30 protein-coding genes are annotated in these 25,455 nt (G+C 60.3%); 17 read left to right on the top strand and 13 right to left on the bottom strand.

The features are described from left to right. Positions 1 to 53: 53 nt before the first annotated feature. The 4 genes from AB4874_RS11905 to AB4874_RS11890 are packed head-to-tail and all read left to right on the top strand — an operon-like array spanning position 54 to position 3,630. Positions 54 to 1,061, top strand: coding sequence for an ABC transporter permease (locus AB4874_RS11905; protein WP_368392145.1), 1,008 nt, complete (start codon positions 54 to 56; stop codon positions 1,059 to 1,061). Between the two features lie 4 nt (positions 1,062 to 1,065). Beyond that, a complete protein-coding gene (locus tag AB4874_RS11900; protein WP_368392144.1) occupies positions 1,066 to 1,956 on the top strand; it encodes an ABC transporter permease subunit in 891 nt (296 codons plus the stop codon). A gap of 4 nt (positions 1,957 to 1,960) precedes the next feature. Further along, positions 1,961 to 2,794 (top strand): ABC transporter ATP-binding protein, encoded by an 834-nt coding sequence (locus AB4874_RS11895; RefSeq protein ID WP_295531206.1) that lies wholly within the window; start codon positions 1,961 to 1,963, stop codon positions 2,792 to 2,794. Next, positions 2,791 to 3,630, top strand: a complete 840-nt coding sequence (locus tag AB4874_RS11890) for a dipeptide ABC transporter ATP-binding protein (protein WP_368392143.1) — start codon at positions 2,791 to 2,793, stop codon at positions 3,628 to 3,630. Before AB4874_RS11895 ends, AB4874_RS11890 begins: the two co-directional genes overlap by 4 nt. Before the next feature lie 27 nt (positions 3,631 to 3,657). Here AB4874_RS11890 and AB4874_RS11885 read toward each other — a convergent pair whose 3' ends face one another. The 5 genes from AB4874_RS11885 to AB4874_RS11865 all read right to left on the bottom strand — a co-directional run bounded on the left by AB4874_RS11885 (position 3,658) and on the right by AB4874_RS11865 (position 9,351). Further along, positions 3,658 to 3,768: an RbsD/FucU domain-containing protein gene (locus tag AB4874_RS11885; protein ID WP_368392202.1), complete on the bottom strand. Its 111-nt coding sequence runs from the start codon at positions 3,766 to 3,768 to the stop codon at positions 3,658 to 3,660. A 139-nt stretch (positions 3,769 to 3,907) separates the two neighbouring features. Then, entirely contained in the window at positions 3,908 to 4,870 is a 963-nt protein-coding gene (locus AB4874_RS11880; protein WP_368392142.1) for an ABC transporter ATP-binding protein, read from the bottom strand. Further along, complete coding sequence (locus tag AB4874_RS11875; RefSeq protein ID WP_368392141.1) at positions 4,867 to 6,753, bottom strand: dipeptide/oligopeptide/nickel ABC transporter permease/ATP-binding protein; 1,887 nt, start codon at positions 6,751 to 6,753, stop codon at positions 4,867 to 4,869. Before AB4874_RS11875 ends, AB4874_RS11880 begins: the two co-directional genes overlap by 4 nt. Then, positions 6,750 to 7,697, bottom strand: a complete 948-nt coding sequence (locus tag AB4874_RS11870; RefSeq protein WP_295531193.1) for an ABC transporter permease — start codon at positions 7,695 to 7,697, stop codon at positions 6,750 to 6,752. The genes AB4874_RS11875 and AB4874_RS11870 overlap by 4 nt, the downstream gene beginning before the upstream one ends. A gap of 67 nt (positions 7,698 to 7,764) precedes the next feature. Further along, positions 7,765 to 9,351, bottom strand: a complete 1,587-nt coding sequence (locus AB4874_RS11865; protein ID WP_368392140.1) for an ABC transporter substrate-binding protein — start codon at positions 9,349 to 9,351, stop codon at positions 7,765 to 7,767. 102 nt (positions 9,352 to 9,453) lie between these two features. Between AB4874_RS11865 and AB4874_RS11860 the strand changes: the two genes are divergently transcribed. Further along, a complete protein-coding gene (locus AB4874_RS11860) occupies positions 9,454 to 10,152 on the top strand; it encodes a DUF1028 domain-containing protein (RefSeq protein ID WP_368392139.1) in 699 nt (232 codons plus the stop codon). Between the two features lie 21 nt (positions 10,153 to 10,173). On the opposite strand, the gene AB4874_RS11855 is transcribed toward AB4874_RS11860, so the two are convergent. Then, complete coding sequence (locus tag AB4874_RS11855) at positions 10,174 to 10,929, bottom strand: FadR/GntR family transcriptional regulator (protein WP_368392138.1); 756 nt, start codon at positions 10,927 to 10,929, stop codon at positions 10,174 to 10,176. A 93-nt stretch (positions 10,930 to 11,022) separates the two neighbouring features. Here AB4874_RS11855 and AB4874_RS11850 point away from each other — a divergent pair, with 93 nt between their 5' ends. Continuing rightward, positions 11,023 to 12,276, top strand: a complete 1,254-nt coding sequence (locus AB4874_RS11850; RefSeq protein WP_368392137.1) for a M20 family metallo-hydrolase — start codon at positions 11,023 to 11,025, stop codon at positions 12,274 to 12,276. Here AB4874_RS11850 and mazG read toward each other — a convergent pair. Continuing rightward, positions 12,269 to 13,111: a nucleoside triphosphate pyrophosphohydrolase gene (mazG, locus tag AB4874_RS11845; RefSeq protein ID WP_368392136.1), complete on the bottom strand. Its 843-nt coding sequence runs from the start codon at positions 13,109 to 13,111 to the stop codon at positions 12,269 to 12,271. The two genes, AB4874_RS11850 and mazG, sit on opposite strands and share 8 nt — an antisense overlap. A gap of 208 nt (positions 13,112 to 13,319) precedes the next feature. On the opposite strand from mazG, the gene yajC reads away from it, so the two are divergent. From yajC to AB4874_RS11800, 9 genes are all read left to right on the top strand, one after another. Beyond that, positions 13,320 to 13,658, top strand: coding sequence for a preprotein translocase subunit YajC (yajC, locus tag AB4874_RS11840; RefSeq protein WP_368392135.1), 339 nt, complete (start codon positions 13,320 to 13,322; stop codon positions 13,656 to 13,658). Positions 13,659 to 13,679: 21 nt separating this feature from the next. Next, positions 13,680 to 15,344, top strand: coding sequence for a protein translocase subunit SecD (secD, locus tag AB4874_RS11835; protein WP_368392134.1), 1,665 nt, complete (start codon positions 13,680 to 13,682; stop codon positions 15,342 to 15,344). 13 nt (positions 15,345 to 15,357) lie between these two features. Continuing rightward, entirely contained in the window at positions 15,358 to 16,338 is a 981-nt protein-coding gene (gene secF, locus AB4874_RS11830; protein ID WP_295531171.1) for a protein translocase subunit SecF, read from the top strand. Beyond that, the gene (locus AB4874_RS11825; protein WP_368392133.1) at positions 16,322 to 16,690 is read left to right on the top strand and encodes an Mth938-like domain-containing protein; all 369 of its coding nucleotides are present in this window, start codon (positions 16,322 to 16,324) and stop codon (positions 16,688 to 16,690) included. The genes secF and AB4874_RS11825 overlap by 17 nt, the downstream gene beginning before the upstream one ends. 4 nt (positions 16,691 to 16,694) lie before the next feature. Beyond that, a complete protein-coding gene (gene ccmA / locus AB4874_RS11820; RefSeq protein WP_368392132.1) occupies positions 16,695 to 17,327 on the top strand; it encodes a heme ABC exporter ATP-binding protein CcmA in 633 nt (210 codons plus the stop codon). 145 nt (positions 17,328 to 17,472) lie between these two features. Then, positions 17,473 to 18,129: a heme exporter protein CcmB gene (gene ccmB / locus AB4874_RS11815; RefSeq protein WP_368392131.1), complete on the top strand. Its 657-nt coding sequence runs from the start codon at positions 17,473 to 17,475 to the stop codon at positions 18,127 to 18,129. A 61-nt stretch (positions 18,130 to 18,190) separates the two neighbouring features. Beyond that, positions 18,191 to 18,919, top strand: coding sequence for a heme ABC transporter permease (locus tag AB4874_RS11810; protein ID WP_368392130.1), 729 nt, complete (start codon positions 18,191 to 18,193; stop codon positions 18,917 to 18,919). Continuing rightward, positions 18,916 to 19,134: a heme exporter protein CcmD gene (ccmD, locus tag AB4874_RS11805; protein ID WP_295531156.1), complete on the top strand. Its 219-nt coding sequence runs from the start codon at positions 18,916 to 18,918 to the stop codon at positions 19,132 to 19,134. Before AB4874_RS11810 ends, ccmD begins: the two co-directional genes overlap by 4 nt. Further along, positions 19,127 to 19,666 carry a DsbE family thiol:disulfide interchange protein gene (locus AB4874_RS11800; RefSeq protein WP_295531153.1) on the top strand — a complete coding sequence of 180 codons (540 nt, stop codon included), beginning with the start codon at positions 19,127 to 19,129 and terminating at the stop codon, positions 19,664 to 19,666. The genes ccmD and AB4874_RS11800 overlap by 8 nt, the downstream gene beginning before the upstream one ends. An 11-nt stretch (positions 19,667 to 19,677) precedes the next feature. Here the strand turns inward: AB4874_RS11800 and AB4874_RS11795 are convergent, their stop codons facing one another. Both AB4874_RS11795 and hpt read right to left on the bottom strand, forming a co-directional pair. Beyond that, complete coding sequence (locus AB4874_RS11795; protein ID WP_368392203.1) at positions 19,678 to 19,860, bottom strand: hypothetical protein; 183 nt, start codon at positions 19,858 to 19,860, stop codon at positions 19,678 to 19,680. Beyond that, positions 19,857 to 20,405, bottom strand: a complete 549-nt coding sequence (gene hpt, locus AB4874_RS11790; protein WP_295531148.1) for a hypoxanthine phosphoribosyltransferase — start codon at positions 20,403 to 20,405, stop codon at positions 19,857 to 19,859. Before hpt ends, AB4874_RS11795 begins: the two co-directional genes overlap by 4 nt. Before the next feature lie 96 nt (positions 20,406 to 20,501). Here hpt and AB4874_RS11785 point away from each other — a divergent pair, with 96 nt between their 5' ends. Continuing rightward, on the top strand, positions 20,502 to 20,960 hold the full coding sequence (locus AB4874_RS11785; RefSeq protein WP_295531145.1) for a type II toxin-antitoxin system RatA family toxin: 459 nt from the start codon (positions 20,502 to 20,504) through the stop codon (positions 20,958 to 20,960). A 190-nt stretch (positions 20,961 to 21,150) separates the two neighbouring features. After that, a complete protein-coding gene (locus AB4874_RS11780) occupies positions 21,151 to 23,349 on the top strand; it encodes a calcium-binding protein (protein WP_368392129.1) in 2,199 nt (732 codons plus the stop codon). On the opposite strand, the gene AB4874_RS11775 is transcribed toward AB4874_RS11780, so the two are convergent. Genes AB4874_RS11775 through ispD form a run of 4 tightly spaced genes read right to left on the bottom strand, consistent with a single transcriptional unit; the run spans position 23,340 to position 25,442 of the window. Further along, positions 23,340 to 23,819, bottom strand: a complete 480-nt coding sequence (locus AB4874_RS11775) for a CinA family protein (RefSeq protein WP_368392128.1) — start codon at positions 23,817 to 23,819, stop codon at positions 23,340 to 23,342. The genes AB4874_RS11780 and AB4874_RS11775 overlap by 10 nt on opposite strands. Continuing rightward, positions 23,816 to 24,310, bottom strand: coding sequence for a phosphatidylglycerophosphatase A family protein (locus AB4874_RS11770; RefSeq protein WP_295531137.1), 495 nt, complete (start codon positions 24,308 to 24,310; stop codon positions 23,816 to 23,818). The genes AB4874_RS11775 and AB4874_RS11770 overlap by 4 nt, the downstream gene beginning before the upstream one ends. A gap of 4 nt (positions 24,311 to 24,314) precedes the next feature. Next, complete coding sequence (gene ispF / locus AB4874_RS11765; protein WP_368392127.1) at positions 24,315 to 24,794, bottom strand: 2-C-methyl-D-erythritol 2,4-cyclodiphosphate synthase; 480 nt, start codon at positions 24,792 to 24,794, stop codon at positions 24,315 to 24,317. Further along, entirely contained in the window at positions 24,795 to 25,442 is a 648-nt protein-coding gene (gene ispD, locus AB4874_RS11760) for a 2-C-methyl-D-erythritol 4-phosphate cytidylyltransferase (protein WP_368392126.1), read from the bottom strand. Between the last annotated feature and the right edge of the window lie 13 nt (positions 25,443 to 25,455).

Raw genomic sequence — 25,455 nt, 5'->3', positions numbered from 1 at the left:
TCCTTTAGGGGCGCCCGGTTGATCCGGGCGCCCCGATAATTTAGCAGGCTGACATGATCAGATTTTTCCTCGGCAAGATTCTCTGGCTGATCCCGACCTTGATCGGAATCACCATTGTGGCCTTCGGGTTCGTGCGGGTGCTTCCCGGTGATCCGGTGCTTCTTATGGCGGGCGAGCGCGGGCTAAGCCCGGAACGCTATGCCGAACTGACCCATCAACTGGGCTTTGATCGCCCGATCTGGGTGCAATATGGCGAGTTTCTGTGGCGCGTGCTGCATGGCGATCTGGGCAATAGCCTCGTCACGCACCGCCCTGTTTTGCATGAATTCCTGACGCTATTCCCGGCCACGCTTGAGCTCGCGTTCTGCGCGATGTTTCTGGCCATCGTCATCGGTGTGCCGGTGGGCGTGATCGCCGCTATCAAGCGCGGCTCGTGGTTTGATCAAGTCTCGATGACGACGGCGTTGGTGGGCTATTCGATGCCGATCTTCTGGTGGGGCCTGCTCTTGATCATCCTGTTCTCGGGCGTGTTGCACTGGACCCCGGTTTCGGGGCGCATTTCGCTGATGTATTACTTCCCCAATGGCACGAATTTCATGATCTGGGACGCGATTGCCTCGGGGCAGAAAGGCGCGCTGGCCTCGGCGCTCAGCCATCTGATTTTGCCCTCGATCGTGCTGGCCACGATTCCATTGGCGGTGATTGCACGCCAGACCCGTTCGGCGATGCTTGAAGTGCTGGGCGAAGATTATGTGCGCACCGCACGCGCCAAGGGCATGCCGCCGCGTCGGGTGATCGGTATTCACGCGCTGCGCAACGCGATGATCCCGGTGGTCACCACGATTGGCCTTCAGGTTGGCATGTTGATGGCCGGGGCGATCCTGACCGAGACGATCTTTAGCTGGCCCGGAATCGGCAAGTGGATGGTCGATTCAATCTCGCGGCGCGACTATCCATCGGTGCAGGGCGGGCTGCTGATGATCGCGGTGATCGTGATGGTCGTGAACCTGATCGTGGACCTGCTGTATGGTCTTATCAATCCTCGTATCCGGCATAGGTGACATCATGGCTGACACAACACTCACGCCGGGAACCCGTCGCGCCCAATTGGCCGAATTCTGGTTTTACTTTAGCGAGAACCGTGGCGCTGTCATAGCACTCGTGGTGTTCGCGCTGATCTTGTTTGCCGCCATTGCCGCACCGCTACTGGCCGGGCATGGGCCCGATGTGCAATTTCGCGACACCCTGTTGGCCAAGCCGATGACCGGTAATGCGCATGGCCATTTTTGGCTGGGCACCGATGCCATTGGGCGCGATATCTTGTCACGACTGCTGTTTGGCGCGCGCTATTCGCTGTTCGTGGGCTTTTTCGTGGTTGTGCTGGCGCTGTCGGTCGGGGTGATCCTTGGCTTGCTGGCAGGCTGGTTTGGCGGTTGGATCGACACCGTGATCATGCGGGTGATGGATGTGATCCTTGCGTTTCCGTCGCTGCTTTTGGCGCTGGTTTTCGTGGCGATCCTTGGCCCCGGATTGATCAATGCGATGATTGCGATTGCGATCGTGTATCAGCCCCATTTCGCCCGTCTCACCCGCGCGGCGGTGTTGGGGGAGCGCTCGAAAGATTACGTCATGGCGGCGCAGGTTGCAGGCGCGGGCGATATGCGGCTGATGTTTCGCACCGTACTGCCCAACTGCCTCGCGCCGCTGATCGTTCAAGGCACGATGAGCTTTTCCAACGCGATCCTCGATGTCGCCGCGCTTGGCTTTCTCGGGATGGGCGCGCAGCCCCCGACACCGGAATGGGGCACGATGCTATCTGAGGCGCGTGAGTTCATTCTGCGCGCCTGGTGGGTCGTGACCTTCCCGGGGCTTGCGATCCTGATCACGGTGCTGGCGATCAACCTGATGGGTGATGGCTTGCGCGATGCGCTTGACCCGAAACTGAAGCGGAGCTGAGCCAATGTCCTTGCTGAAAATCCGCAACCTCACCGTTGAATTCGACACCGCCGCGGGGCCATTTCGCGCCGTGGATTCCATCGATGTCGAGGTCAGCCAACGCGAAGTTCTCGCCATCGTCGGGGAATCCGGCTCGGGCAAATCCGTCTCGATGCTGGCGGTGATGGGGCTGTTGCCCGATACCGCCACGATCACCGCCGATGTGATGGAATATGACGGGCGCGACATGCTGAAAATGTCGGACCGCGAGCGGCGTTCGATCATCGGGCGCGAAATTTCGATGATCTTTCAAGAGCCGATTTCGTCGCTCAATCCCTCGTTCACCTGCGGCTACCAGATTGAGGAGGTGCTGCATCGCCACCTTGGCCTGAAAGGGGCAGCAGCGCATAAACGCGCGCTAGAACTGTTCGATCAGGTCGGCATTCCCGAACCCGAGCGGCGGCTGAGATCGTATCCCCATCAGCTTTCGGGCGGGCAATGTCAGCGAGTGATGATCGCGATGGCGATTGCGTGCAAACCCAAGCTTCTGATCGCAGATGAGCCGACAACAGCGCTTGATGTAACGATCCAGAAACAGATCCTCGATCTGCTGATGGCTTTGCAGGAAGATTATGGCATGGGGCTGATCATGATCACCCATGACATGGGCGTGGTGGCGGAAACCGCCGACCGTGTCAGCGTGCAATATCAGGGCAAAAAGATGGAAGAGGCCGATGTGCTGAGCCTGTTTGAGAACCCCCAGCACCCCTACACCCGTGCGCTGCTGGCAGCTTTGCCAGAAAACGCGACGGGGGATCGGCTGCTGACAGTGAGTGATGGTTGGGAGGGGCTGGTATGAGCGTGATCTTAGAGGTGCGCGACGTGACGCGCGACTATACCGTCTCGGGCGGATTCATGCGCCCTGCGCGCATCATTCGCGCGCTGCATGGCATTTCCTTCGCGCTTGAGCAGGGCAAAACGCTGGCGATTGTCGGGGAATCTGGCTGCGGAAAATCGACGCTCGCGCGCATTCTGACGCTGATCGACCCGGCCAATTCCGGCGAGTTGCTGATCGAAGGTCAGCGCATCGACATCACCGCGCAAAAGATCACACCCGAGCTGCGCGCCAAAGTGCAGATCGTGTTTCAAAACCCGTATTCCTCGCTGAATCCGCGTCAGAAAGTGGGCGAGGTGCTGACGGAACCGCTGATCATCAACACCAAAATGTCGGCCAATGAGCGCCGTGAGCGCGCCGAAACCATGCTGGAAAAAGTCGGGCTCGAGCGGCGCCATTACAACCGCTATCCGCATATGTTTTCTGGCGGTCAGCGCCAACGGATCGCGATTGCGCGCGCGCTGATGCTCAACCCGAAAGTTCTTATTCTCGATGAGCCGGTATCGGCGCTCGATCTATCGATTCAGGCACAAGTTTTGAATCTTCTCAAAGACTTGCAGGACGAGTTTAATCTAACTTATGCCTTCATCAGTCATGATCTTTCGGTGGTGCGCTATTTCGCCGATGAGGTGATGGTGATGAAGGATGGTGAGGTGGTGGAACACGCGCCGCGCGATGCGATCTTTGCCAATCCACAGCACGAATATACGCGCACCTTGCTGGCCGCGACCCCGATTGCCGATCTCGACAAAATCCGCGCCCGTCAAGAGCGCCGTCGCGCGCTGTTTGAAACGGCATGATCCGAAAGCGGAGCACCGTCAGATCGCTTAGATAATCACGCCTTTGCGCAGGATGAAGCTGCCAAAGCGGCGGGTTTCGGTGCAGCGCACGACGCCAAATCCGGCACGGGCGCGGGCGTAAAACGCTTGTCGCTCCAGCGAGCCGCATCACCGGCAGCTTGGTCATCACGCGACGTATCGTATCGGCGGATCAATTCCCTTGAGCAGTGAGGGGCCATGCGCTGGCCCCCGACAGTACGGCTAAAAATCGCGGCAAAACAACTGCCTACGCGATGATCTAGGTTGAGGGCCGCGGATGATAGCAGGCCACGCGCTGATCGGGCCCGATCTGTTCCAGCACGGGCACGGTTTTGCGGCATTGATCGCTGGCATACGGGCAGCGATTGGCGAATGCGCAGCCGGGCGGCGGGTTGAGCGGATTTGGCAGCTCTGCCTGACCCTGTTCGGGGTCGCCAAGCGCGCGGCCCACGACAGGCGCGCTTTCGGCTAGCAATTTGGTGTAGGGATGGCGCGGATTGGCGAAAATCTCTTCGGCGCGACCTTCTTCGACGACCGAACCGAAATAGAGCACGGCTATGCGGTCTGACACGGCCTCAACCACCGCAAGATCGTGGCTGATGAAGAGATAGGTCAGGCCAAATTCGCGTTTGAGATCAGCGAGTAAGTTCAATACTTGCGCCTGCACTGACACATCCAGCGCCGAGACCGGTTCGTCCAAGATCAGGATGCGCGCTTGGGCGGCGAGCGCGCGCGCGATGCCGATACGCTGCGCCTGACCGCCGGAAAATTCATGCGGATAGCGATCCAGGAAATCGGCGCGCAGGTTCACACTATCGAAAATCTCAAGGATGCGCTTTTCGCGCGCTGGACGGTCCATCTTATGCAGCAGCTTCAGCGGCGCATCCATGATTTGGCGGATCGTCTTGCGTGGGTTGAGGCTGCTGATCGGGTCTTGGAACACGTATTGGATACGCTTGCCAAAGTCCGCCGGGTCGGCGGTATTGAGCGCCGCGCCCTCGATCTCGATCTGGCCCGTTGTTGAAGGGATCAGTCCCACAAGCATCCGCGCCAAGGTGGACTTGCCGCAACCGCTTTCGCCCACGATGCCCAAAGTTTCGCCGGTGGTGACCGACAGCGTGATTGGATGCACTGCCTTTACGGCCCCCTTGGCACCTCCGAAAAGTCTTTTCCCAACCAGAAATGTCTTTGATATGTCAGTGACTTGCAATGCGATGCTCATGCGGTTTCCTCCGCGAGGGTTGTTTCGGGGAACAGGCAGCGCACGGCGCGCGCATCCTCCCCGGCCAGCGCGATCTCACCTTGCCGGCAAGCCTCTTGCGCCCTCAGGCAGCGCGGGGCAAAGGCACAGCCCATGGGCAGATCATCGACCGAGGGCGGCAGGCCCGGAATGGCCTCCAGCTTGCGCTTGCCTGCGCCCAGTTCGGGCACGCAAGCGATCAGCCGCGCGGTGTAGGGATGGGCGGGCGCGTCAAGCACCGCCATCGTCGGCCCGGTTTCTACGATGCGACCCGCATACATCACCGCAACACGGTCGCAAAGCTGCGCGACAACACCGAAATCATGTGTGATAAAGATGATCGCCAGCCCACGTTCGCGCCGCAAGTCATTGAGAAGCGATAGGATTTGCGCCTGAACGGTAACATCAAGGGCCGTTGTCGGCTCATCCGCAATGATCACATCGGGGTCATTGGCCAGCGCCATCGCGATGCCCACGCGCTGGCGCATCCCGCCCGACATTTCATGGGGATAGCTGTCGATGCGCTCTTCGGCATTGGGGATGCGCACCGATCTCAGCAGATCGATTGCCTTGGCGCGCCCATCGGATTTCGAGATCGCGCAGTGGCACGAGATTGCTTCGATCAGCTGATCGCCGACCTTGTAAAGCGGATGCAGCGTGGCCAACGGATCTTGAAAGATATAGGCGACGCGGCGACCGCGCAGGCTGCGCAATTCGGGGTAGGGTGCGCCGATCATGTCCCGCCCCTCAAGGCGCGCCGCGCCCCCGGTGATCACGCCGGGCGGCGAGGCCACCAGCCCCATAATCGACAGCGCCGTGACCGATTTCCCCGAGCCAGATTCTCCAATTACCCCCAAACATTCGCCCGGCTTGACCGATAGCGACACGCCAGAAACCGCTTTATAGACCCTGTTTTTGACGTGGAACTGGGTGTGCAGGTTTTCGAGGCTTAGCAGCCCATCGGTTTGCGTTCTGGCTGCGGGCTTGTCCTTGCGATCCACCCGCGTGGCCGCCATCGGGCGGCTCAGCGCGCCCGATTTTAGGCGCGGATCAAGGGCGTCGCGCACGCCATCTCCCAGCAGGTTGATGCTCATCACGATAATCAGGATCATGATGCCGGGAATGACCGAGGTATACGGGTTGGTGATCAGGGCCGAGCGCGCCTCGCCCAGCATAGATCCCAGATCGGCCTGCGGAGGTTGGCTGCCAAGCCCGAGAAAGCTAAGCCCTGCGGTTTCCAAGATCATCCAGCCGATGGTCGTGGACATCGCGATCACGATGACGGGGATCACGTTGGGCAGGATTTCGGAGAGGATGATGCGCGCATTCGACATGCCCGCCAGTTTCGCCGCATCGACGAATTCCTTATGCGCCAGCCCCACGGTGATTCCGCGAATGTTGCGCGCGAAAAACGGGATGTTGACGACCGACACCGCGATCAGCGCGTTCACCAAGCCGGGACCGAGGGCGGCGACAATCGCCAGCGCCAGCAGAATATAGGGAAACGCCATCAGCATATCGACGCCGCGCATGATGACATTATCGGTGCGCCCGCCGTAAAACCCCGCGATGATGCCCACGGCGGCCCCGGCCACAGCCGCAAACAGCGCGGCGGCAAAGCCCACAGCCAGAGACAGCCGCGTGCCCCAAAGAAGCCTTGAGAGCAAATCACGCCCCAGTTGATCGGTGCCGAGCAGATGACCAGGCGAGAAGGGCGGCTGAAAACGGTCAGCGGTATTGGTCACATCGGGGTCGATCAGCGGCAAGAGCGGCGTGATCAGCGCCAGCACCACCACCAGCCCCATCACCACCAGACCGCCCAGCGCCATCCGATTGCGCGCCAGCAATTTGAAAAACGCGCTCATGTCTTGATCCTCGGGTCCAGCAGGCTTTGCGCCACATCGACGATGATGTTGAAAATCACGTAGCAGGCCGCAACGAACACCACGCCGCCTTGCACCAGCAGGATGTCACGCTGCAGAATGGCATCGACCAGCATCCGCCCGATGCCGGGCCACTGAAACACGATCTCGATATAAACCGCGCCCGACAGCACGAACCCCGCCTGAATGCCCAGCACCGGAATGATCGAGACCATCGCCGCGCGCAACGCATGGCCCCAGATCACGCGGCCTTCGCCGACGCCCTTGGCCCGCGCCGTGCGGATGAAATCCTGCCGCAACACTTCGAGCATGGCCGAACGCGACAGCCGCGCCACAACCCCCGTCGCCACAACCGCGAGCGCCAGCGCGGGCATGGTGAGGTGGCGGATCAGATCAGGCAGATCGCCCCCGCCATAGATCGCATACATCCCCGAAACCGGCAGCCAGCGCAGATCGACGGCGAAGAAAAGGATCATCATCATGCCAAGAAAAAACGACGGGATCGAGATGCCCAGCAGCACGACAAAGGTGATCGCCTTATCGGCAAAGCCATATTGGCGCGCCGCCGAAATTGAACCTGCGATGATGCCCAGAACGGTGCACATCACAAAAGACGTGCCCGCCAAGATCAGCGTGTTGTTGAAGCGCTCCAGCACCTCGTCGATGACGGGGCGGTTAAGCGAAAACGAGGTCCCGAAATCGCCATGCAACATGTTCCACAGCCAGATGAAATAGCGTGTCACCAGCGGCTTATCGAGGCCCAGGTCGCGGTTGATCTTGGCCACATTGTCGGGCGTGGCGTAGCTGCCCAGAATGGCCGTGGCCGGATCGCCGGGGATCATCGCCATGATCAAGAACACGATCACCGTGATGCCGAAAATCACCGGGATCGCCAGCAAAAGCCGTTTGAGGATATAGCCGCCCATTACCGCTCCGAATGGTTCGCGTCTCAAGAACAGAGGGCAGGCCGATCCGCCCGCCCTCCAAACCCGCTTAGGCCTTTTTCACGTCCTTGAGCAGCAAGAAGAACGACGGTTGCAGGGTGAAATCAGACACTTTGTCATTGCTCACTGCGTTCTGTTTCCAGTTCGCAACAAAGACCCAAGGCGCGTCGTCATGCACGATGACCTGCATCTTCTTGTATAGCTCGGCGCGCTTGGCCTGATCGGTCGAGGTCCGCGCCTCATTCAGCAGCTTGTCCACCTCGGGGTTGGAATAATAGCCCGAGTTGAACCCGCCCTTATCGGGCCAGGCATCGGTGCGCAGCGCCAGATAGGGCAGAGTGTCGGGATCGTTGGTCATCCACGCCATCTCGGCCATATCGACATGCGCGCCGTTGGCATCCAGACCGGGGTTCACTTTGCCAAGGAAGGTGTTCCATTCAAAGGTCTCGATCTTGGCGTTCAGCCCCACGGCTTTCAGATCTGCCTGAATGGCCGTGCCCATCGGCACCGGGTCAAGCATCCCCGAGCCGCCATCGGTGACATAAAACACCACTTCCGCGCCCTCGGCCCCGGCCTCTTTGATCAAGGCTTTGGCCTTTTCGGGATCGTAGGGGTAGGGCTGCAAGCTGTCGTCATGCGCCCAGGCAAAGGCCGCAGGCGTCGGGCCCGCCGCGACCGTCGCGGTGCCCTCCAGAACGTCATTGACCAGCGCTTCCTTGTTGATCGCGTAATTGGCGGCCTGACGCACGCGCTTGTCCTTGAACGGTCCCGAGGCGCAATTGAGGATCAGGAACCACAGATGCGGGCCGGCCTGTTCGACCAGATGGTAGCTTGCATTCTGGAACTCTTTGAGTGCGACGGGCGGGACCTCGACCATCAGATCAATCCCTCCGGCCAGCATCTCGGCCACGCGGGTGTTGGCGTCTGTAATGGGGCGGAATATCACCGCCTTGAGGGTCGTGGGCGTGTCCCAATAATCGGGATTGCCCTCGACCACTACGGCCTCATTGGGGCGCCATTCCTTGAACACGAACGGCCCGGTGCCCACCGGATTGCGCCCAAAATCTTTGTCGAATTTCTTCACCGCAGTGGGCGAGACGATCAACCCCGTCGGATAGGCGAGGTTGGACAGGAAGGGCGCGTAGGGCTCTTTCAGCGTGAAGGTCACGGTTGTCGCATCGGTGGCCTCGACTTTGTCCACGCTGGAGAAAAAGAACGCCAGCGGGAACGGCCCGGTGTGGTGGTAGGGGTGGGTGTCATCCAACATACGCTGGAAATTGAACACCACCGCTTCGGCGTCAAAGGGCGATCCATCGTGGAATTTGACGCCATCGCGCAGCTTGAACGTATAAGTCTTCCCGTCCTCCGAGATCGTCCAGCTTTGCGCCAGCGCCGGTTCGACCTCCAGCGTGCCCGATTTGTAGCGCACCAATCCGTCATAGATATTCATCAGGATGCGGAAATCATTCACTGCGGTGACGGCGGCCGGATCGAGCGCCTTGGGTTCGGCAATCTGGCCCACGACCAGAACACCGGGTGGGGTTTCAGCCATCGCGGCCAGATTCGTGCCCATAAGGACGCCGCTCGCCACGCCTGAAATCAGTAGCGCGCGCCGCGTGAGGGTGAGTTTTGACATTGTGACCTCTCCTGTTCAGACATGGCTGATATTTTTTATGATAATTGCATCAGGGCAAATTATCATGATAATTGCAAGAGTCAGATAAACGGAGCAGCGTGCATGACGGTTTCGATCCTCGCATTCGACAAAAAAACAGGCAATTTGGGCGGGGCTGCAATGACGGGCAGCCTGTGCGTGGGGGCTTGGGTGTTGCGTGGCGGGGCCGAATCGGGGCTGTCGGCCAGTCAGGGAACCGCGCCGTCGACGTTGTGGGGGGACGATGTCTTGACCGAGATGCGCGCTGGCAAGCCAGCGGCGCTGGCGGTGGCCAATGTGACTGCGCCTGATGCCGGTCGCGCGCATCGCCAGCTTGCGGCAATCGACTGCCACGGGCGCACGGGCCATTTCACTGGCGATCTCAGCGTGCCTGTCTGTGGAGCGCTGGAGGGACCGGGTGTCGTCGTGGCGGGCAATATGCTTTCGGCCCCCGAGGTAATTTCGGCCACGCGCGACGCCTATCTGGGCAGCACGGGCGCAATGCCTGACCGTCTGATGGCTGCACTGGTGGCGGGCGCGCGGGCAGGGGGCGATAGTCGAGGTCTGCTTTCGGCGGCGCTGTTGGTAGTGTCGCGCAGCCAAACGCCGCTGAGCCTGCGGATCGACCGCTCGGCCCGCCCGCTTGAGGACCTCGCCAACCTGTTGGCCGCAGCGCGCACCGAGCCCTATTGGGGGTGGACGCGCGTGGTGCCCACGCTGGCCGATCCGTATCGCGCGCCCGATCTGGTCAAGACCGAACCGCTACCCGTCCCCGAGGTCTGACCCCGAAACCTGACCCCCGCGCTATTCGGCGATGAAGCGTTTCATCACCTCGGCTTCTTGCGCCTCCATCAGGCGCTGTGCGGTCTCCATGTGATCGGCCATAATCAGGCGGGCGTCTTCGCCACGGCCCTCCCGCAGCGCCGCGATCAACTGGATCTGGTGATTGCGCCCGCTCTCCCACAATTCGCGATTGGGCGGGGCGTAGAGTTTGCGATAGACGGTCAGATCGGACAGGATTTGCGCCATGAAACCAATCAGAAACGATAGCAGCGGATTGTCGGATTGGCGCGCCAAACTCGCATGAAATTTAAGCGAATCCACATGTTGCTGGCGCTCTTCTTCCGGGGATTTCGCAGGTTCTGCATAATGCGAGATCAGATCTTCCAACTCGGCCAATGCGGGTTCTGACAGCGTGCCTGCCAATTGTGCGACCATCTCGGGTTCCAGCACGCGGCGAATCTGATAGATGTCGGCCACGGTCAGGTCTTTGAAATAAAAGTAGTTTCCAAGCAGAGACCGGGCGCGTTCCTCGGTGACCTCACCCACGAATGACCCGCCTCCGGGGCCGGTGCGCGTTTCGATCAAACCTTGCCCTTCGAGCAGGCGCATCGCCTCGCGGATCGTACCTTTGGACATCGCAAAGCGCGCAATCATCTCGGTCTCACCGGGCAGCCGATCGCCCTTTTGCAAGCCTTGGGATACAACCCAATCCTTGATCTGATCGGCCACTTTCGCAGGGCGGCGGCGTTTGGGTTCGGGATCGGATTTGCGGGCCATCGGCGTCATTCTGCTAGGGGTGTTTCTTTTTTCTAGAACAATCAGAGCAGAAAGAGTAGTCACCGAATTATCATGATAAATAGGAATGTCGACATGACCCAGTGGGGCGAGATCGCGCGCGAGCGGCTTGAGATTATCTCGATGGCGTCACAACCTGGTCCTGGCGTGACCCGGCTGCCGTTCAGCGATCAGCACGAAGCCGCAATCGGCATCATCACGGGCTGGATGAGGGCGGCGGGATGTGCGGTGCATCTGGATGCGGCGGGCACGCTGGTGGGGCGGCGCGCGGGGCCTGCGGGGGCGGGCACGTTGCTGATCGGCTCGCATCAAGATTCCGTGCGCCAAGGTGGCTGTTTTGACGGGATCATGGGGGTTGCCTTGGGCTGTCTTGCGCTGGAAAAGCTGGAGCAAGACAGGGTGGATCTGCCCTTCGCGGTCGAGATTTTGGCCTTTGCCGATGAAGAGGGCGTACGCTTTCCCACCGCTTTACTGGGCTCGCGCGCGTTGGCGGGCACGCTTGACCCGACGGTGTTTGCAATGTGCGATGCCAGGGGCGAGACCCTTGGCGATGCGCTTGCGCGCTTTGGCGGGGATCGCGACGCAGCATTGCTTCTGGCACGCGATCCTGCGGACACATTGGGCTATCTTGAGCTGCATATTGAGCAAGGTCCGGTGCTGGAAACGCTGGATGCACCGCTCGGCGTGGTGACGGCGATTTCGGGGATCGAGCGACATGCGGTCACCATCATCGGTGAGACGGGGCATGCGGGCACGGTGCCGATGGAACTGCGTCGCGATGCATTGCGTGCGGGGGCCAAGCTGGTTGAGGCGGTGCATGATCTGGCGCTGCGTCACGATCTGCGCGCCACGGTCGGGGCCCTTACTGTCAGCCCCAACGTGGTGAACGCGATCCCCTCGCAGGTGGATCTGACGGTCGAAATTCGCGCCCCCGAGGATAACGCGCGCGAGGCTGCGGGGGAAGATTTGGCCCGGATTTGCGCCGATATCGCGCGCGAAACCCGCACCGAGATTGTCGCCACGCGCAGCTATGCCCAGCCCGCCATTGCCTGTGATCTCACCTTGCGTGCCCAGTTGCAAACAGCAGTGCGCGATGTCACGGGGCAGGCCCCCGAGCTGGCGTCGGGCGCAACCCACGACGCCTCGGCCATGGCCGATCTTTGCCCGGTGGCGATGATGTTTGTGCGCTGTCACAAGGGCATCAGCCACAGTCCCGCAGAGCATGCGCGCGACGAAGATATGGGCGCGGCGGTGGAGGCGTTGGCAGAGACGCTGCGGGCGTTTGACCCTGCGGCGCGTACCCTTGCACACCCCCAGAGCGTTATTTGACGCCCGCCGCTTTCGCCTGATCCCAAAGCGCGTCCATTTCGGTCAGATCGCTGTCTTTGGGGGCTTTGCCGCGCGCTTGAAGTTCGCTTTCTATATAGTTGAAACGCCGCGTGAATTTCATATTCGCAGCGCGCAAGCTTGCTTCGGGGTCCAGCCCCAGATGGCGACCCAGATTGACCATCACAAACAGCAGATCGCCATATTCCTCGGCCAGCTCATCGGGGCCAAGCGAGTCGCGCGCCTCCTCCAATTCGCGCGCTTCCTCGACGATCTTGTCCAGCACCTCGTCGGTTGAGGGCCAGTCAAACCCGACCCGCGCGGCGCGGTTTTGCAACTTGATCCCACGGCTGAGCGCAGGCAAGCCAAGCGCGATCCCATCAAGCACCCCCACGCGCTCGGATTTGCCCGCTGCTTTGCGCTCGGCCGCCTTGATCGCTTCCCAATCTGCGGTTTGCTGCTCGGGCGTTTTGTCGCGGCTCTCATCGCCAAAAACATGGGGATGACGCGCCACCATCTTGGCGTTGATCGCGCCCAGCACATCAGCGATATCGAATTTGCCCCCCTCATTCGCCATTTGCGCATGATACACGACCTGCAAGGCCAGATCGCCCAATTCGCCGGGCAATTCGTTCCAAGCCTTGCGCGCGATGGCATCGGCAACCTCATGCGCCTCTTCGATCGTGTAGGGCGCGATGGTGTCGAAATCCTGCTCGATATCCCAAGGACAACCGGTTGTCGGATCGCGCAACGCGGCCATGATCGCCACCAGACGCTCAAACTGGCGCAGATATCCGCCCGTCGCGTCAAAGATCAGATTGGGGTCATAACCGGGCATCGCGTAATCTCCGTATAGGGGAATTGCGCGAAATTAGGCATGGCGCGCGCGCAGAGTCCACCGCGCAGCCCGCTTGCCGCGATCATCGCGCCGTGAACAGCGTGCAACGGGGCTGGCATCGCCTTGCCAAGCGTCATAGGCACGGATAGGGTGCGCGCCGACAGACGGGGCGATCTGCCCCCAAGGCCCAAAGACAAAGGACCACGACATGTTCGCAACACCCGCATTCGCACAAGCCGCCGGCGCATCCGCTAGCCCCGTCGCAGCACTTGGTCAGTTTCTACCGCTGATCCTGATTTTCGTGATCGTCTATTTCCTGATGATCCGTCCCCAGCAGAAAAAAGCCAAAGATCACAGGGCGATGGTTGAAACCCTGCGCCGTGGCGACAAGGTGGTCACGCAAGGCGGGATCGTCGGCAAAGTGTCCAAGGTGCTTGAAGATGGCGAGGTCAAGGTCGAGATCGCACAGGGCGTTGAAGTCAACGTGATCAAAACCACCATCGTGCAGGTTCTGTCCAAGACCGAACCCGCCACAAGCGCCAAATAATTAGCCAAAGGCCCATCGCCCATGTTGCAGATCTCGCTGTGGAAGCGCGTGCTGATCCTTGCCGTTATTTTGGCAGGGATCATTTTTGCCGCGCCGAACGCTTTTTACAACCGGGTTGAGGGGCATAATGATGCGCTCTTAGCCCTGAAGAAAAACGGCGCTATGACGCCCGAGCAGCAGCAGGCGAACTCGGCCTGGCCCGATTGGCTGCCCTCTGATCTGGTCAATCTGGGCCTTGATCTGCGCGGCGGTGCGCAGCTTTTGGCGCAGGTCAACGTGGCTGATGTTTATAAGAGCCGTGTCGATGCGCTCTGGCCGGAATTCCGCAAGGCGCTTGCGGATGAACGCGCGACGCTTGGGGCGATCCGGCGCGTGCAGGCCGATCCGGGCATTTTGCGCATCCGCATCGGTAATGGCGATCAGATGCAAAAGGCGATCGAGGTTGCGCAAACGCTGAACACGCCAGTGACCTCGCTGACAGGTGTTGGGCAAAAGACCTACGCGATCACCAGCGAGGGCGACCAGTTGGTGATTCAGCTTTCTGACGCTGAAAAAGCCGCAACCGACGATCGCACGGTGCAGCAATCGCTTGAAATCGTGCGCCGCCGGATTGACGCAGCTGGCACGCGCGAGCCTAGCATCGTGCGCGAAGGCTCGGACCGGATCTTGATTCAGGTGCCCGGTCTGAAATCGGCGCAAGAGCTGAAAGAACTGATCGGCACGACCGCCAAGCTGACCTTCAACTCGGTGATCTCGACCACGTCGAACCCGAATGAGGCGGTGGGCGCAGGCGAGGAAATCTTGCCGTCCTCCGATCAAAAAGGGTTGTATTATGTGCTGGATACCTCGCCAGTCGTTACCGGCGAGGATCTGACTGATGCGCGCCCCGATACCGATCAAAACGGCTATCCTGCGGTGGGCTTTCGCTTCAACGTGAGCGCTGCGCGCACCTTTGGCGACTACACGCAGGCCAATATCGGCAAGCCCTTCGCCATTGTGCTGGATAACAAGGTGATCTCGGCCCCCGTCATTCAATCGCATATCGCGGGTGGTTCGGGCATCATTACCGGGCGCTTCACGGTCAAAGAGGCAACCGATCTGGCGCTGTTGCTGCGCGCGGGCGCGTTGCCAGCTTCGATGACCTTCCTTGAAGAACGCACCATTGGCCCGGAACTGGGCGCAGATTCGATCAAGGCGGGCAAGCTGGCCGCTGCCGTTGGCGCGGTGCTGGTTGTGGCCTTCATGATTGCGTCTTACGGCTTGTTCGGCTTCTTTGCCTCGATCGCCTTGGGGATCAACATCGCGCTGATCTTTGCGATCATGTCGGTGATCGGTGGCACGCTGACGCTGCCCGGCATTGCGGGGATCGTGCTGACGATGGGCACGGCGGTGGATGCCAATGTGCTGGTGTTCGAACGCATCCGAGAGGAGCTGAAGATCGCCAAGAAACCGGCCCGCGCCATCGAGCTTGGCTATGAGCGCGCGATGTCGGCTATTATCGACGCCAACGTCACCACCTTCCTCACGGCCTTGATCTTGTTCGTGCTGGGGGCAGGGCCGGTGCGTGGCTTTGCGGTGACGTTCTTGATTGGTATCGTAACATCTGTGTTTACCGCGATATGGGTGACACGACTTTTCATCAGCTTCTGGTTCGCACGCAAGCGTCCCAAAGAGCTCATTCTGTAAGGGAGCAGAGATCATGGCATTCCGTCTGAAACTGGTCCCCGAAAAGACCACCTTCGACTTCTTCAAGCATCAAAAGCTGACCTTCGGCTTTTCGGTGGTGATGGTGCTGGCCTCTCTGGTGCTGGTGTTCACCATGGGGCTGAACCTTGGGATCGACTTCCGGGGCGGTACGACGATCCGCACCGAAAGCGATATTGCGATCAATGTCGGGGATTATCGCCGCGCGATTGCGCCGCTTAACTTGGGCGATGTGGCGATTACCGAAGTTTATGATCCCAACTTCCGCGCCGATCAGCATGTTGCCACGTTGCGCATTCAGGCGCAGGGCGGGCAAGAGGCGATCTCGCCCGAGACCCAATCCAAGGTGCTCGCCGCGCTTCAAACAGTGAACAAGGACGTCAAAATCACCTCGACTGAATCGATTGGCCCGAAAGTGTCGGGCGAGCTGGTCTGGACGGCGGTATGGTCCGTGCTGGCGGCAGTGGCGGCGATCTTGGTCTATGTCTGGCTGCGATTTGAATGGCAATTCTCGATTGGCGCCGTGGCCGCCTTGATCCATGACGTGACGGTAACGATCGGGATTTTCTCATTGTTCCAGCTCAAGTTCGATCTGTCGATCATCGCGGCTTTGCTCACGATTCTGGGCTATTCGATCAACGACACAGTGGTTGTATTCGACCGGCTGCGCGAAAACCTGATCAAATATAAGAAAATGCCGTTGCGCGATGTGATGAACATCTCGGTCAACGAAACGCTCTCGCGTACCGTGATGACGTCTGGCACGACGCTGCTGGCGCTGATCGCGCTATTGGTGCTGGGGGGCGATGTGATCCGCAACTTCGTCTTTGCGATGACCTGGGGCGTGATCGTGGGCACCTATTCCTCGGTCTATGTGGCCAAGAATATCGTGCTGTTTATCGGGCTGGATCGCAACAAGGAGAAGAAGGACCCTTCCGAGAAGTTCTTCGACAAAACCGATGTCGCTACTGACTGAAGCCAATTTTGGCGCCTCGCTGCCTATCGATGGCTATGGCCCGGGATTTTTCCGGGTCGCAGGCGAGGTGCATCGCGGCAATCTCTGGCTGATGGCGGATCAAAAAGGCGATTGGGGCGGCTTGGATGATCTAGCGGCGCTAGAGGCGCTCGCCGGTCAGATTGATCTCTTGTTCATCGGCACGGGCCCGCAACTCGCCCATTTGCCCAAACCCCTTGTCGAGGCGCTCGCGGCCAAGGGCATCATGTGCGAACCGATGGCCACGCCGACTGCGGCGCGCAGCTATAACGTGCTGCTGTCTGAGGGGCGGCGTGTGGGCTGTGCGCTTTTGGCGATGCCGGAAAAGGACTAGCGCCATGAGCATGCTCAGTGTGCGCAACTTGGCTGTGTCGCGCGGCGGCTTACCGGTCTTGGAAAATCTGTCGTTCGAGGTTGAGGCCGGTCAGGCGCTTGTGCTGCGCGGCCCAAACGGGATCGGCAAGACGACGCTGTTGCGCACGCTGGCGGGTTTGCAACCCGCATTGGCAGGCAACGTGTCGATCCCCAGCGAAAGCATGGCCTATGCGGCGCATTCCGACGGGTTGAAGTCGACCCTTACCGTCAGCGAGAACCTGAAATTCTGGGCGGCGATCTATGCGACCGACACGATAGACCCCGCGCTTGAGAGCATGAATTTGCGCGGCTTGGCAAACCGGGCGGCCATGAGCCTGTCCGCAGGACAAAAACGCCGCCTTGGGTTGGCGCGGCTGTTGGTCACGGGCCGTCCCGTCTGGGTGCTCGATGAGCCGACCGTGTCGCTCGACACTGCCTCTGTGGCGCTGTTTGCCCAAGCCGTGCGCGGCCATCTTGGGCAGGGTGGCGCGGCGCTTTTGGCAACCCATATCGATCTGGGTCTGGGGGAGGCGCGCGTGCTCGATCTTGCCCCGTTCAAAGCGCGGCCCCCCGAAGAGGGCGGCATGCTGGGTGCCTTTGATGAGGCCTTCCTATGATCAACCGCAGCGCATGGTGTTCCTGTTGGAGCCTCCGGCGGGAGTATTTGGAGCTAGATGAAAGAGCGCGCGCGCTACGGTTTCATCTAGCCAGAAATACTCCCCGCGGAGCGTCCCACGGGTGTCTCCGGAAGGGAGGCTCATTATGATTGCACTGTTGATCCGTGATCTGCGTCTTGCGGTGCGTGCGGGTGGGGGCTTTGGGCTGGGGCTTGCGTTTTTCCTAATCGTTGTGACGCTGGTGCCGTTTGGCGTCGGGCCGCAGGGGGATATCTTGGCGCGGATCGCACCGGGGATTTTGTGGATTGGGGCATTGCTGGCCTGCCTTTTGTCGCTCGATCGGATCTTTGCGCTGGATTTCGAGGATGGCTCTTTGGATCTGTTGGCCACCGCGCCGATCCCGCTTGAAGGGGTTGTGGCGATGAAGGCGTTTGCACATTGGCTCACCACCGGGTTGCCTTTGGTGATTGCCGCACCAGTCTTTGGCATCTTGCTGCATCTGCCCGCAGCGGCGCAAAGCTGGCTGGTGATTTCGCTGCTATTGGGTACGCCGGCCTTGTCGGTGCTGGGCACGTTTGGCGCGGCGCTGACGGTGGGGCTCAAGCGGGGAGGGCTGTTGCTGTCGCTTCTGGTATTGCCGTTTTATGTCCCCACATTGATCTTTGGGGCCGAGTTGATCCGGCGCGGCGCGCAGGGCATGGCGACCGATGTTGCTCTGTTGATGCTTGCGGGCATTACAGCGGCCACAGTGGCGCTTATTCCCTTTGCGTCGGCCGCAGCCATCCGCGTCAATCTGCGCTAGGTTCCCGCCTGAAAAACATGTTAGAGACGGACCAAGAAGCCAAGCAGGACGAAATGAAACGATGTCACTCTGGGAATATGCAAACCCCGTAAAATTCATGAAAACCTCGGGTTTTCTGTTGCCTTGGGTCGTGGGATTGGCAGCGATCACCTTGGTGACGGGGCTGATCTGGGGGTATTTCTTTGTGCCTGCCGCTGAAAATTTTGGCGGGTCAGTCAAGGTGATCTATGTCCATGTGCCCGCCGCGATGATGGCGATCAATATCTGGGGGATGATGTTGGTCACCTCGCTGATCTGGCTGATCCGGCGCCACCATGTCAGCGCGCTGGCCGCCAAGGCCGCGGCCCCGATCGGGGCGGTGATGACATTGATTGCGCTGATCACCGGGGCGGTCTGGGGCCAGCCGATGTGGGGGACGTGGTGGGAATGGGACCCGCGGCTGACCTCGTTCCTGATCCTGTTCCTGTTCTACTTGGGCTATATTGCGCTTTGGGCGGCGGTCGAGGACCCCGATACGGCGGCCGATCTGACCAGCGTTCTGAGCCTCGTGGGCGCGGTCTTTGCGGCGCTCTCGCGCTATGCGGCGAATTTCTGGAACCAAGGGCTGCATCAGGGCGCGACGCTGTCGCTGGATAAGGAACAGCATATCGCCGATGTCTATTGGTTCCCGCTTTTGCTGTGCATGGCGGGGTTTGTATTGTTCTTTGTGGCCCTAGTTCTGGTGCGCACCCGCACTGAAATTCGCACGCGCCGTCTGGGCGCATTGCAGCAACGCGAGCGCATGGCATGACCGACACAACCACGACCGGAACCACGATCACCGAGGGCGGTGTCGTCTTGGTGGACGCTTCGACGAAATCTTACGCCTATACGGTCAATATCGCTTGGGCGGCGACCATCGGTTTGCTGGTGGCGCTGGTTCTGGTGAGCCTGTGGCAAGGGGCGCGCGTCAAGCGAGCGCTCGCTGAGGCCGAGGCACGAAAGGGACGTAAATCCAATGGTTAAGCCGCTGATGTTCATCCCGCCCGTGATCTTTGCAGCACTTGCGGGGATGTTTATCTGGGGGATGCAACGCGAAGATCCCAGCCAATTACCCACCGTTTTCGCAGGCAAACCCGCGCCGCCCGTGCAGCTCGAACCGCTTGGCGCGTTCGAGCCGTTCACCGATATGGAACTGCGCAATGGCCAAGTGAAGCTGGTGAATTTCTGGGCGTCCTGGTGCGCGCCGTGTCGCGTCGAGCATCCCAATCTTGAGGCGCTCTCCAAAGAGGGAATTCCAGTCTACGGCGTCAATTACAAGGATACGCCCTCAAAGGCGTTGGGATTCTTGTCGCAGATGGGCAATCCCTATTCCGAATTGGGCGCCGATCCCAAAGGTCAGATGGCGCTGAATTGGGGTGTGTATGGGGTGCCGGAAACCTTTGTGGTGGATGGCAAAGGCAAGGTCCTGTTTCGCTTTGCCGGGCCCTTGACCGAGCGGGTGATCGCTACGGAATTACGCCCATTGCTTGAGGGCAAGACGGCCCCTGCGCAATAAATCGTCTTAGTTCAGGGGCGGATCGCGCGCATCGCCTTGGGGTTGAGGCGCGCCCATTCGGGCCAATATCCCAGCTTGTCGATCACGACGATCGCGATCACGGCAAAGATCACCGCCGCCACGATTTTGACCTGTAACATCGACGGCGGGTGGCGCACCCATCGCGCCATCCGCATCAGCCACGTCATATTCACGCTGCGTCCCCGGTGAAGCGCACCTTGCCGATATAGGGCAGGTTGCGGTTTTTTTGCGCGAAATCAATTCCGTAGCCTACAACGAATTCATCGGGGATTTCAAATCCAGTCCAAGTGGCGCGCACATCAACTTCGCGCCGCGAGGGTTTGTCTAGCAGCGCGCAGCATTCAATCCGGCGCGGTTTGCGTGCGCCCAAAAGACCCATCACATGCTTCAGCGTGAACCCGGTATCGACGATATCCTCGACCACCAGCACATCGCGCCCCTCGATCCCCGCGCGCAGGTCCTTCAAAATCCGCACCTCGCGCGAACTTTGCATGCCGTCGCCATAAGATGACGCTTCGAGGAAATCGACCTCGATGGGCAATTCGATCTCGCGCACCAAATCGGCGATAAACACGAAGGAGCCGCGCAGCAGACCCACCACCACCAGCTTGTCGGTGCCCGCAAAACTTTGCGTAATCTCGCCCGCCAGCTCCTCGACACGCGCGGCGATCTGCTTGGCCGAGATCAGTTGATCAATCACATGGGGACGCTGCGGCATGATGTCGGGCCTTTCGGGCTGGGGCAGGGCTTGCCTTTGCCCCCTGCTTTATCGCATCAAGGGCGCCAAGAAAACGGCCCAATAAACGGAAATGACATGCCGCAGCACCGCGAAAACCGGATCATGCCATATTCGGCACAGCAGATGTATGATCTGGTAGCCGATGTCGAAAGCTATCCGCAATTTTTGCCATGGAATTCCGCCGCGCGCATTCGGGCGCGCAAACCTCAGCCCGATGGTTCGGAAATTCTAGAGGCGGATCTGGTGATCTCATTCAAGGTGTTTCGCGAGAAATTCGGTTCGCGCGTGACGTTGTTTCCCCAGACCCACCGGATCGACACCGAATATCTGGACGGGCCGTTTAAATATCTCAAAAGCTATTGGCAGTTCGAAGATAATCCCGAGGGCGGCTGCAAGGTCGCGTTTTTTGTCGATTTCGAGTTCAAGAACCGGATCTTGCAAGGCGTGATTGGCGTCGTGTTCAACGAGGCAATGAACCGTATCGTTAAGGCGTTCGAAACGCGCGCCGCGGCGCTTTATGGGGCGCAGGCGTAATCTTGGCCAGCAAAGTGCTGTGCTAAATCGTATTTTCCAACCGACAGTGTTTCGAGACCACGGTATAATTCCGCCGCATTGTTTCCTCCGCTACCGCAATTAGTCACGTTTCCCGGCGAGCCGCGCGTTGTGAATTGACGCTGGACTGAATTCTCAAAGACAGTCAGCGCAATTTTCGGGGGACAAACATATGTTGGGCTTTTTGCTATTCTTGGGGCTCTTGCCTGCGGCTTTCATTCTGAACGACCACTCAAGCCATCACAGCAATTCTGACGAGACCGGCTCTGATGAAAATGGCGACCAACCTGACACCCAGCAGGGCGGGGGTGATTTGCTGGATGACAATCAGGCTTTGCATGGCACCAGCGGCGCGGATTCACTCACCGGAGGGGCGGGCAATGATACGTTGTCGGGCTATGGCGGCAATGACACGTTGCAGGGCAATTCCGGGAACGATCTGCTCTATGGCGGGCCGGGGAACGATCTGCTGCACGGCGGTCTGGGCAATGACACGCTTGATCCCGGTCTTGGGGCCGATAGCGCCTATGGGGATGCGGGAAATGATGTGTTGCGCTCGGGTTCGGATGGTCACGATCTGCTGGATGGCGGGATGGGCAATGACAGTCTGACCGCCAATGGCACGGGAAATACGTTGATCGGGGGGAGCGGCGATGACTGGCTCAACCTCGGCAACGGCGATGGCAATACGGCCGATGGCGGCGCGGGCAATGATAATATTCGCTTTGAGCCGGGTACGGGTTTCTCCGATCAACTGGGCGAGCAGGCTACGATTGATGGTGGCACCGGGGCGGACACGATCTCGTCGATCTCGCAGGCGCATGTCGATCTGGGGCAGGGTGCGGATAGCACGGTTGCGGGCGATGGCGCGGCAGATGTGCTCAACGTGACGCCGGTGTTTTACCAAGGCGCCGATGCGGCCCAACATGACAGCACGGTCATGACGGTCGATGATTTTGAGCCCGGTCTCGATCAGCTACATCTTGACGGCGTGGCAGATGCGGGCGTCGCCGCGCATGACGATGGCAACGACCTTGTGCTGACCTCGCAGGGTCAGCCGATTGTGCGCTTGACCGGGCTTGCGGGCACCGATCTTGCCGATATCTATCCAAACGCACCCACAGCGGCCAATGCCACGGGTTACAGCGCTGAGACGAGCGCTTCGGGGCAGGATTTGTGGGGCGGCTTTGGCGGTGACACGCTAGGTGCGAGTTATGATAGCAGCACGCTGTTTGGTCAGGGCGGAAACGATCTGCTGACAAGCGCGGGGCATAATACCCTTGATGGTGGCAGCGGCGATGATGTGTTGAGCGGCGTGCAGGGCGTTGGCAATGACCAATTAAGTGGCGGCGCAGGCGAAGACACGTTGTTTTCAGGCGGCGCAAGCACGCTGGACGGCGGCAAGGGCGATGATCTGCTTTTTGCCACAAGCGGGGATACGGTCACGACCGGAGAGGGCAATGATCTGGTCGCGCTGACCAATGTGGCGTCTGGGGACGGCGCGACGACAATCACCGATTTCACTCTCGGCGCGGATCGGATCGCGCTTGATAATCATCAGGCCGATACTCAGATCGCGCTGCATGATGACGGGACCGATTTGACGCTGAACTCGGATGGCACGGCCATTGCTGTGCTAAAGGGTCTTGGCGGCAAAGGGGTGAGCTTGGGCGATGTCATGGATCACGGCGCGACAGCGGGCGATGATTCGATCTCGAGTGGAGATTCCCCTGCGGGATCCGCCTCTGCGCACCGCCTCATGGGTCTTCAAGGCAATGACACCTTAATCGGAGACTCGGGCTATGACACGCTGCTGGGCGGCTTGGGCAATGACAGCCTTGTAGGCGCGGATGGCAACGACATCTTGAATGGTCAGGATGGCGCGGACACGCTTTCGGGTGGCGCTGGCGATGACACGCTGTATGGCGGCGCGGGCAATGACAGCCTTGATGGTGGCACGGGCAACGATAGTCTCGTTGGAGGGGGTGGCAGTGATACGCTGAACGGCGATGACGGCAATGATACGCTGGTCGCGCTCGACCCGACCAACGCAAGCGATCTGAACGGCGGGGCGGGGGATGACACATTGGCCGCGGCGGGCAATGCCACGCTCAGCGGGGGGGCGGACAAAGATGAATTCGTCGTCTTCGACAACAGCCATGTCACGATTTCCGATTTTCAGGATGGTGAGAGGATCCAACTCGATGTTCTCAACCCATCGGGGGTCGGCGGGACGCCGTCTTCGGTTCCCGTAACCCAACTGCTCAGCAGCGCGGGCTTGACGATTTCCGCCAATGGCGATCAGGTCGCGTTCTTGCCCGGCATGACACGGGTGCTAACGAATAGTGAATTGCCCCAAGCCTATGGCTGAGATTGGGCGGCGCGCAGCAATAGCCCCAGCGCGTGATCGCGCGCCGCTTGGCGCACCTGTGCGCGCCCCAAGGCTCCGAATTCCATGGTTTCAGCGGTGACGGGCGCGCCTGTCATCGCCAGCGCGAAACAGACGCGGCCTTCGGGCTTGTGCTCGGACCCGCCGGGGCCTGCGATGCCAGTGATGGACACGGCGATTTGCGCGTGTGACTGGGACAGCGCGCCTGCGGCCATCTCGCGCGCCACAGGTTCAGAGACCGCGCCGTAAGCCTCTAGCGTGGCCTCGTTGACCCCCAACATCTCGCGCTTGGCGGCATTGGTATAGGTGACAAAGCCGCGCTCGACCACGGCGGACGACCCGGCGATATCGGTCAACGCGGCGGCGACCATGCCGCCGGTGCAGCTTTCGGCGGTCGCCACCATCAGCCCGCGCGACTTGCAGGCCTCCAGCACTTCACGCGCAAGGCTCATTGCATCATCCCCAAGAAGACGACGTGATAAAGCCCCGCGAGAATGATCGTGACGATGCCGGCAAACACGCCCGCCCACAGATCATCCAGCATCACGCCTTTGGCGTCGTGGCGGCGATCCGCGCGCCCGACCAGCCACGGCTTCCAGATGTCAAACAGGCGAAAGCACAAGAATGCCGCGACGGGGCCGGGCCAGACCATCGACATGTCGCGCATCCAAAACCCCATTGCCGGGAACAGCAGCGTTAGCCACATGCCGGCAACCTCGTCGATCACGATCTCTGAGGGGTCCTCTCCGGGGCGATCCTTTAGTTCTGCGCCAACCGACCAGAAGCCGAGCGCCGTGACGGCGACAAAGGCGATCACGAGCGGGATGAAACCGAGGTAATGCTCGATCGCCCAGCCCACCAGCACAGCCGCCAATGAGCCCCACGTGCCCGGTGCCGGGCGCAACAGGCCGACGTAAAAGACGGTATTGATGAGTTTCAACATGGGGTTACTCCGCGATCAATGTGGCTGTGGCTATCGCCGCGATGCCTTCTTCGCGCCCGGTGAAGCCCAGACGCTCGGATGTGGTGGCCTTGACCGAGATCCGCCCCGGCTCCAGTCCGATAATACGCGCCAGTTCCTGCGCCATCGCGCTGGCATGCGGGCCGATCTTGGGCCATTCGCAGATCAATGTCACATCAACATTGCCGATCCGAAAGCCGCGCGCCTCGGCCAGTTTTGCCGCGTGATCAAGGAAAATTTCCGACGCAGCGCCTTTCCATTGTGGGTCCGAGGGCGGGAAGTGACGCCCGATATCGCCCTCGGCCAGCGCGCCATAGATCGCGTCCGTCAAGGCATGCATCCCGACATCCGCGTCAGAATGCCCCTTGAGCTTGCGCGAATGGGGCACGCGCACGCCGCATAGAATGACATGATCGCCCTCCTCGAACGCATGCACATCATAGCCATGGCCCAGTCGAATATCCATTTATGCCCCCAATAGCCGTTCTGCCCGCGCGAAATCGCTGGGATAGGTGATTTTCAGATTGTCTTCACTGCCCGGTGTGATCGCAACGCCAACACCGGCTGCGCGCACCACTTCGACATCATCGGCCGCACCGCCGGGATGGGCGCGATGCGCGGATAAAATCGTATCAAAATCAAATCCCTGCGGGGTCTGCGCACGCCATAGATTGGTGCGATCTTGGGTGCCCGTGACCGCGCCGTTGGACCCAATCCACAGCGCATCGCTCACCGCAAGCGCGGGAGCGGCGGCGCGATGGGTTTCAAGCGCGCTCAACACGCCTTTGATCACCTCGGGGCTGACCAGCGGGCGCGCTCCATCGTGGATTAGCACGCGCGTCACGCCCGAGCCCTCAAGCATCTCCAAAGCATTGCGCACCGAGGCATCCCGCGTCTGCCCCCCTGCGCATAGCACGACCGAGCCGCCAAACAGCGCCACACCGCGCGCCATATCCTCGGGATGCAGCACCACGATGATCCGCCCAACGCCTTCAAAGCGCGCAACCGTATGGGCCAGCACGGGCTGCCCCGCCAGCATTTGCCATTGCTTGGGTGCATCGCCGCCCGCGCGCGTGCCCCGTCCTGCGGCCACGATGATAACGGCTGTGTCCATACGCCCCCCGTTT

It is taken from the genome of Thioclava arctica (genome assembly GCF_040892615.1).
GTDB classification, from domain to species: domain Bacteria; phylum Pseudomonadota; class Alphaproteobacteria; order Rhodobacterales; family Rhodobacteraceae; genus Thioclava; species Thioclava arctica.
The sequence above is the reverse complement of the archived record's forward strand: the minus strand, read 5'-3'. Positions and strand labels throughout refer to the sequence as shown.

Excerpts from the sequence above, each read along its gene's own strand:
- AB4874_RS11905 (WP_368392145.1), top strand. The coding sequence starts at position 54 with ATGATCAGATTTTTCCTCGGCAAGATTCTCTGGCTGATCCCGACCTTG.
- AB4874_RS11900 (WP_368392144.1), top strand. The coding sequence starts at position 1,066 with ATGGCTGACACAACACTCACGCCGGGAACCCGTCGCGCCCAATTGGCC.
- AB4874_RS11895 (WP_295531206.1), top strand. The coding sequence starts at position 1,961 with ATGTCCTTGCTGAAAATCCGCAACCTCACCGTTGAATTCGACACCGCC.
- AB4874_RS11890 (WP_368392143.1), top strand. The coding sequence starts at position 2,791 with ATGAGCGTGATCTTAGAGGTGCGCGACGTGACGCGCGACTATACCGTC.
- AB4874_RS11880 (WP_368392142.1), bottom strand. The coding sequence starts at position 4,870 with ATGAGCATCGCATTGCAAGTCACTGACATATCAAAGACATTTCTGGTT.
- AB4874_RS11875 (WP_368392141.1), bottom strand. The coding sequence starts at position 6,753 with ATGAGCGCGTTTTTCAAATTGCTGGCGCGCAATCGGATGGCGCTGGGC.
- AB4874_RS11870 (WP_295531193.1), bottom strand. The coding sequence starts at position 7,697 with ATGGGCGGCTATATCCTCAAACGGCTTTTGCTGGCGATCCCGGTGATT.
- AB4874_RS11865 (WP_368392140.1), bottom strand. The coding sequence starts at position 9,351 with ATGTCAAAACTCACCCTCACGCGGCGCGCGCTACTGATTTCAGGCGTG.
- AB4874_RS11860 (WP_368392139.1), top strand. The coding sequence starts at position 9,454 with ATGACGGTTTCGATCCTCGCATTCGACAAAAAAACAGGCAATTTGGGC.
- AB4874_RS11855 (WP_368392138.1), bottom strand. The coding sequence starts at position 10,929 with ATGGCCCGCAAATCCGATCCCGAACCCAAACGCCGCCGCCCTGCGAAA.
- AB4874_RS11850 (WP_368392137.1), top strand. The coding sequence starts at position 11,023 with ATGACCCAGTGGGGCGAGATCGCGCGCGAGCGGCTTGAGATTATCTCG.
- mazG (WP_368392136.1), bottom strand. The coding sequence starts at position 13,111 with ATGCCCGGTTATGACCCCAATCTGATCTTTGACGCGACGGGCGGATAT.
- yajC (WP_368392135.1), top strand. The coding sequence starts at position 13,320 with ATGTTCGCAACACCCGCATTCGCACAAGCCGCCGGCGCATCCGCTAGC.
- secD (WP_368392134.1), top strand. The coding sequence starts at position 13,680 with ATGTTGCAGATCTCGCTGTGGAAGCGCGTGCTGATCCTTGCCGTTATT.
- secF (WP_295531171.1), top strand. The coding sequence starts at position 15,358 with ATGGCATTCCGTCTGAAACTGGTCCCCGAAAAGACCACCTTCGACTTC.
- AB4874_RS11825 (WP_368392133.1), top strand. The coding sequence starts at position 16,322 with ATGTCGCTACTGACTGAAGCCAATTTTGGCGCCTCGCTGCCTATCGAT.
- ccmA (WP_368392132.1), top strand. The coding sequence starts at position 16,695 with ATGAGCATGCTCAGTGTGCGCAACTTGGCTGTGTCGCGCGGCGGCTTA.
- ccmB (WP_368392131.1), top strand. The coding sequence starts at position 17,473 with ATGATTGCACTGTTGATCCGTGATCTGCGTCTTGCGGTGCGTGCGGGT.
- AB4874_RS11810 (WP_368392130.1), top strand. The coding sequence starts at position 18,191 with ATGTCACTCTGGGAATATGCAAACCCCGTAAAATTCATGAAAACCTCG.
- ccmD (WP_295531156.1), top strand. The coding sequence starts at position 18,916 with ATGACCGACACAACCACGACCGGAACCACGATCACCGAGGGCGGTGTC.
- AB4874_RS11800 (WP_295531153.1), top strand. The coding sequence starts at position 19,127 with ATGGTTAAGCCGCTGATGTTCATCCCGCCCGTGATCTTTGCAGCACTT.
- hpt (WP_295531148.1), bottom strand. The coding sequence starts at position 20,405 with ATGCCGCAGCGTCCCCATGTGATTGATCAACTGATCTCGGCCAAGCAG.
- AB4874_RS11785 (WP_295531145.1), top strand. The coding sequence starts at position 20,502 with ATGCCGCAGCACCGCGAAAACCGGATCATGCCATATTCGGCACAGCAG.
- AB4874_RS11780 (WP_368392129.1), top strand. The coding sequence starts at position 21,151 with ATGTTGGGCTTTTTGCTATTCTTGGGGCTCTTGCCTGCGGCTTTCATT.
- AB4874_RS11775 (WP_368392128.1), bottom strand. The coding sequence starts at position 23,819 with ATGAGCCTTGCGCGTGAAGTGCTGGAGGCCTGCAAGTCGCGCGGGCTG.
- AB4874_RS11770 (WP_295531137.1), bottom strand. The coding sequence starts at position 24,310 with ATGTTGAAACTCATCAATACCGTCTTTTACGTCGGCCTGTTGCGCCCG.
- ispF (WP_368392127.1), bottom strand. The coding sequence starts at position 24,794 with ATGGATATTCGACTGGGCCATGGCTATGATGTGCATGCGTTCGAGGAG.
- ispD (WP_368392126.1), bottom strand. The coding sequence starts at position 25,442 with ATGGACACAGCCGTTATCATCGTGGCCGCAGGACGGGGCACGCGCGCG.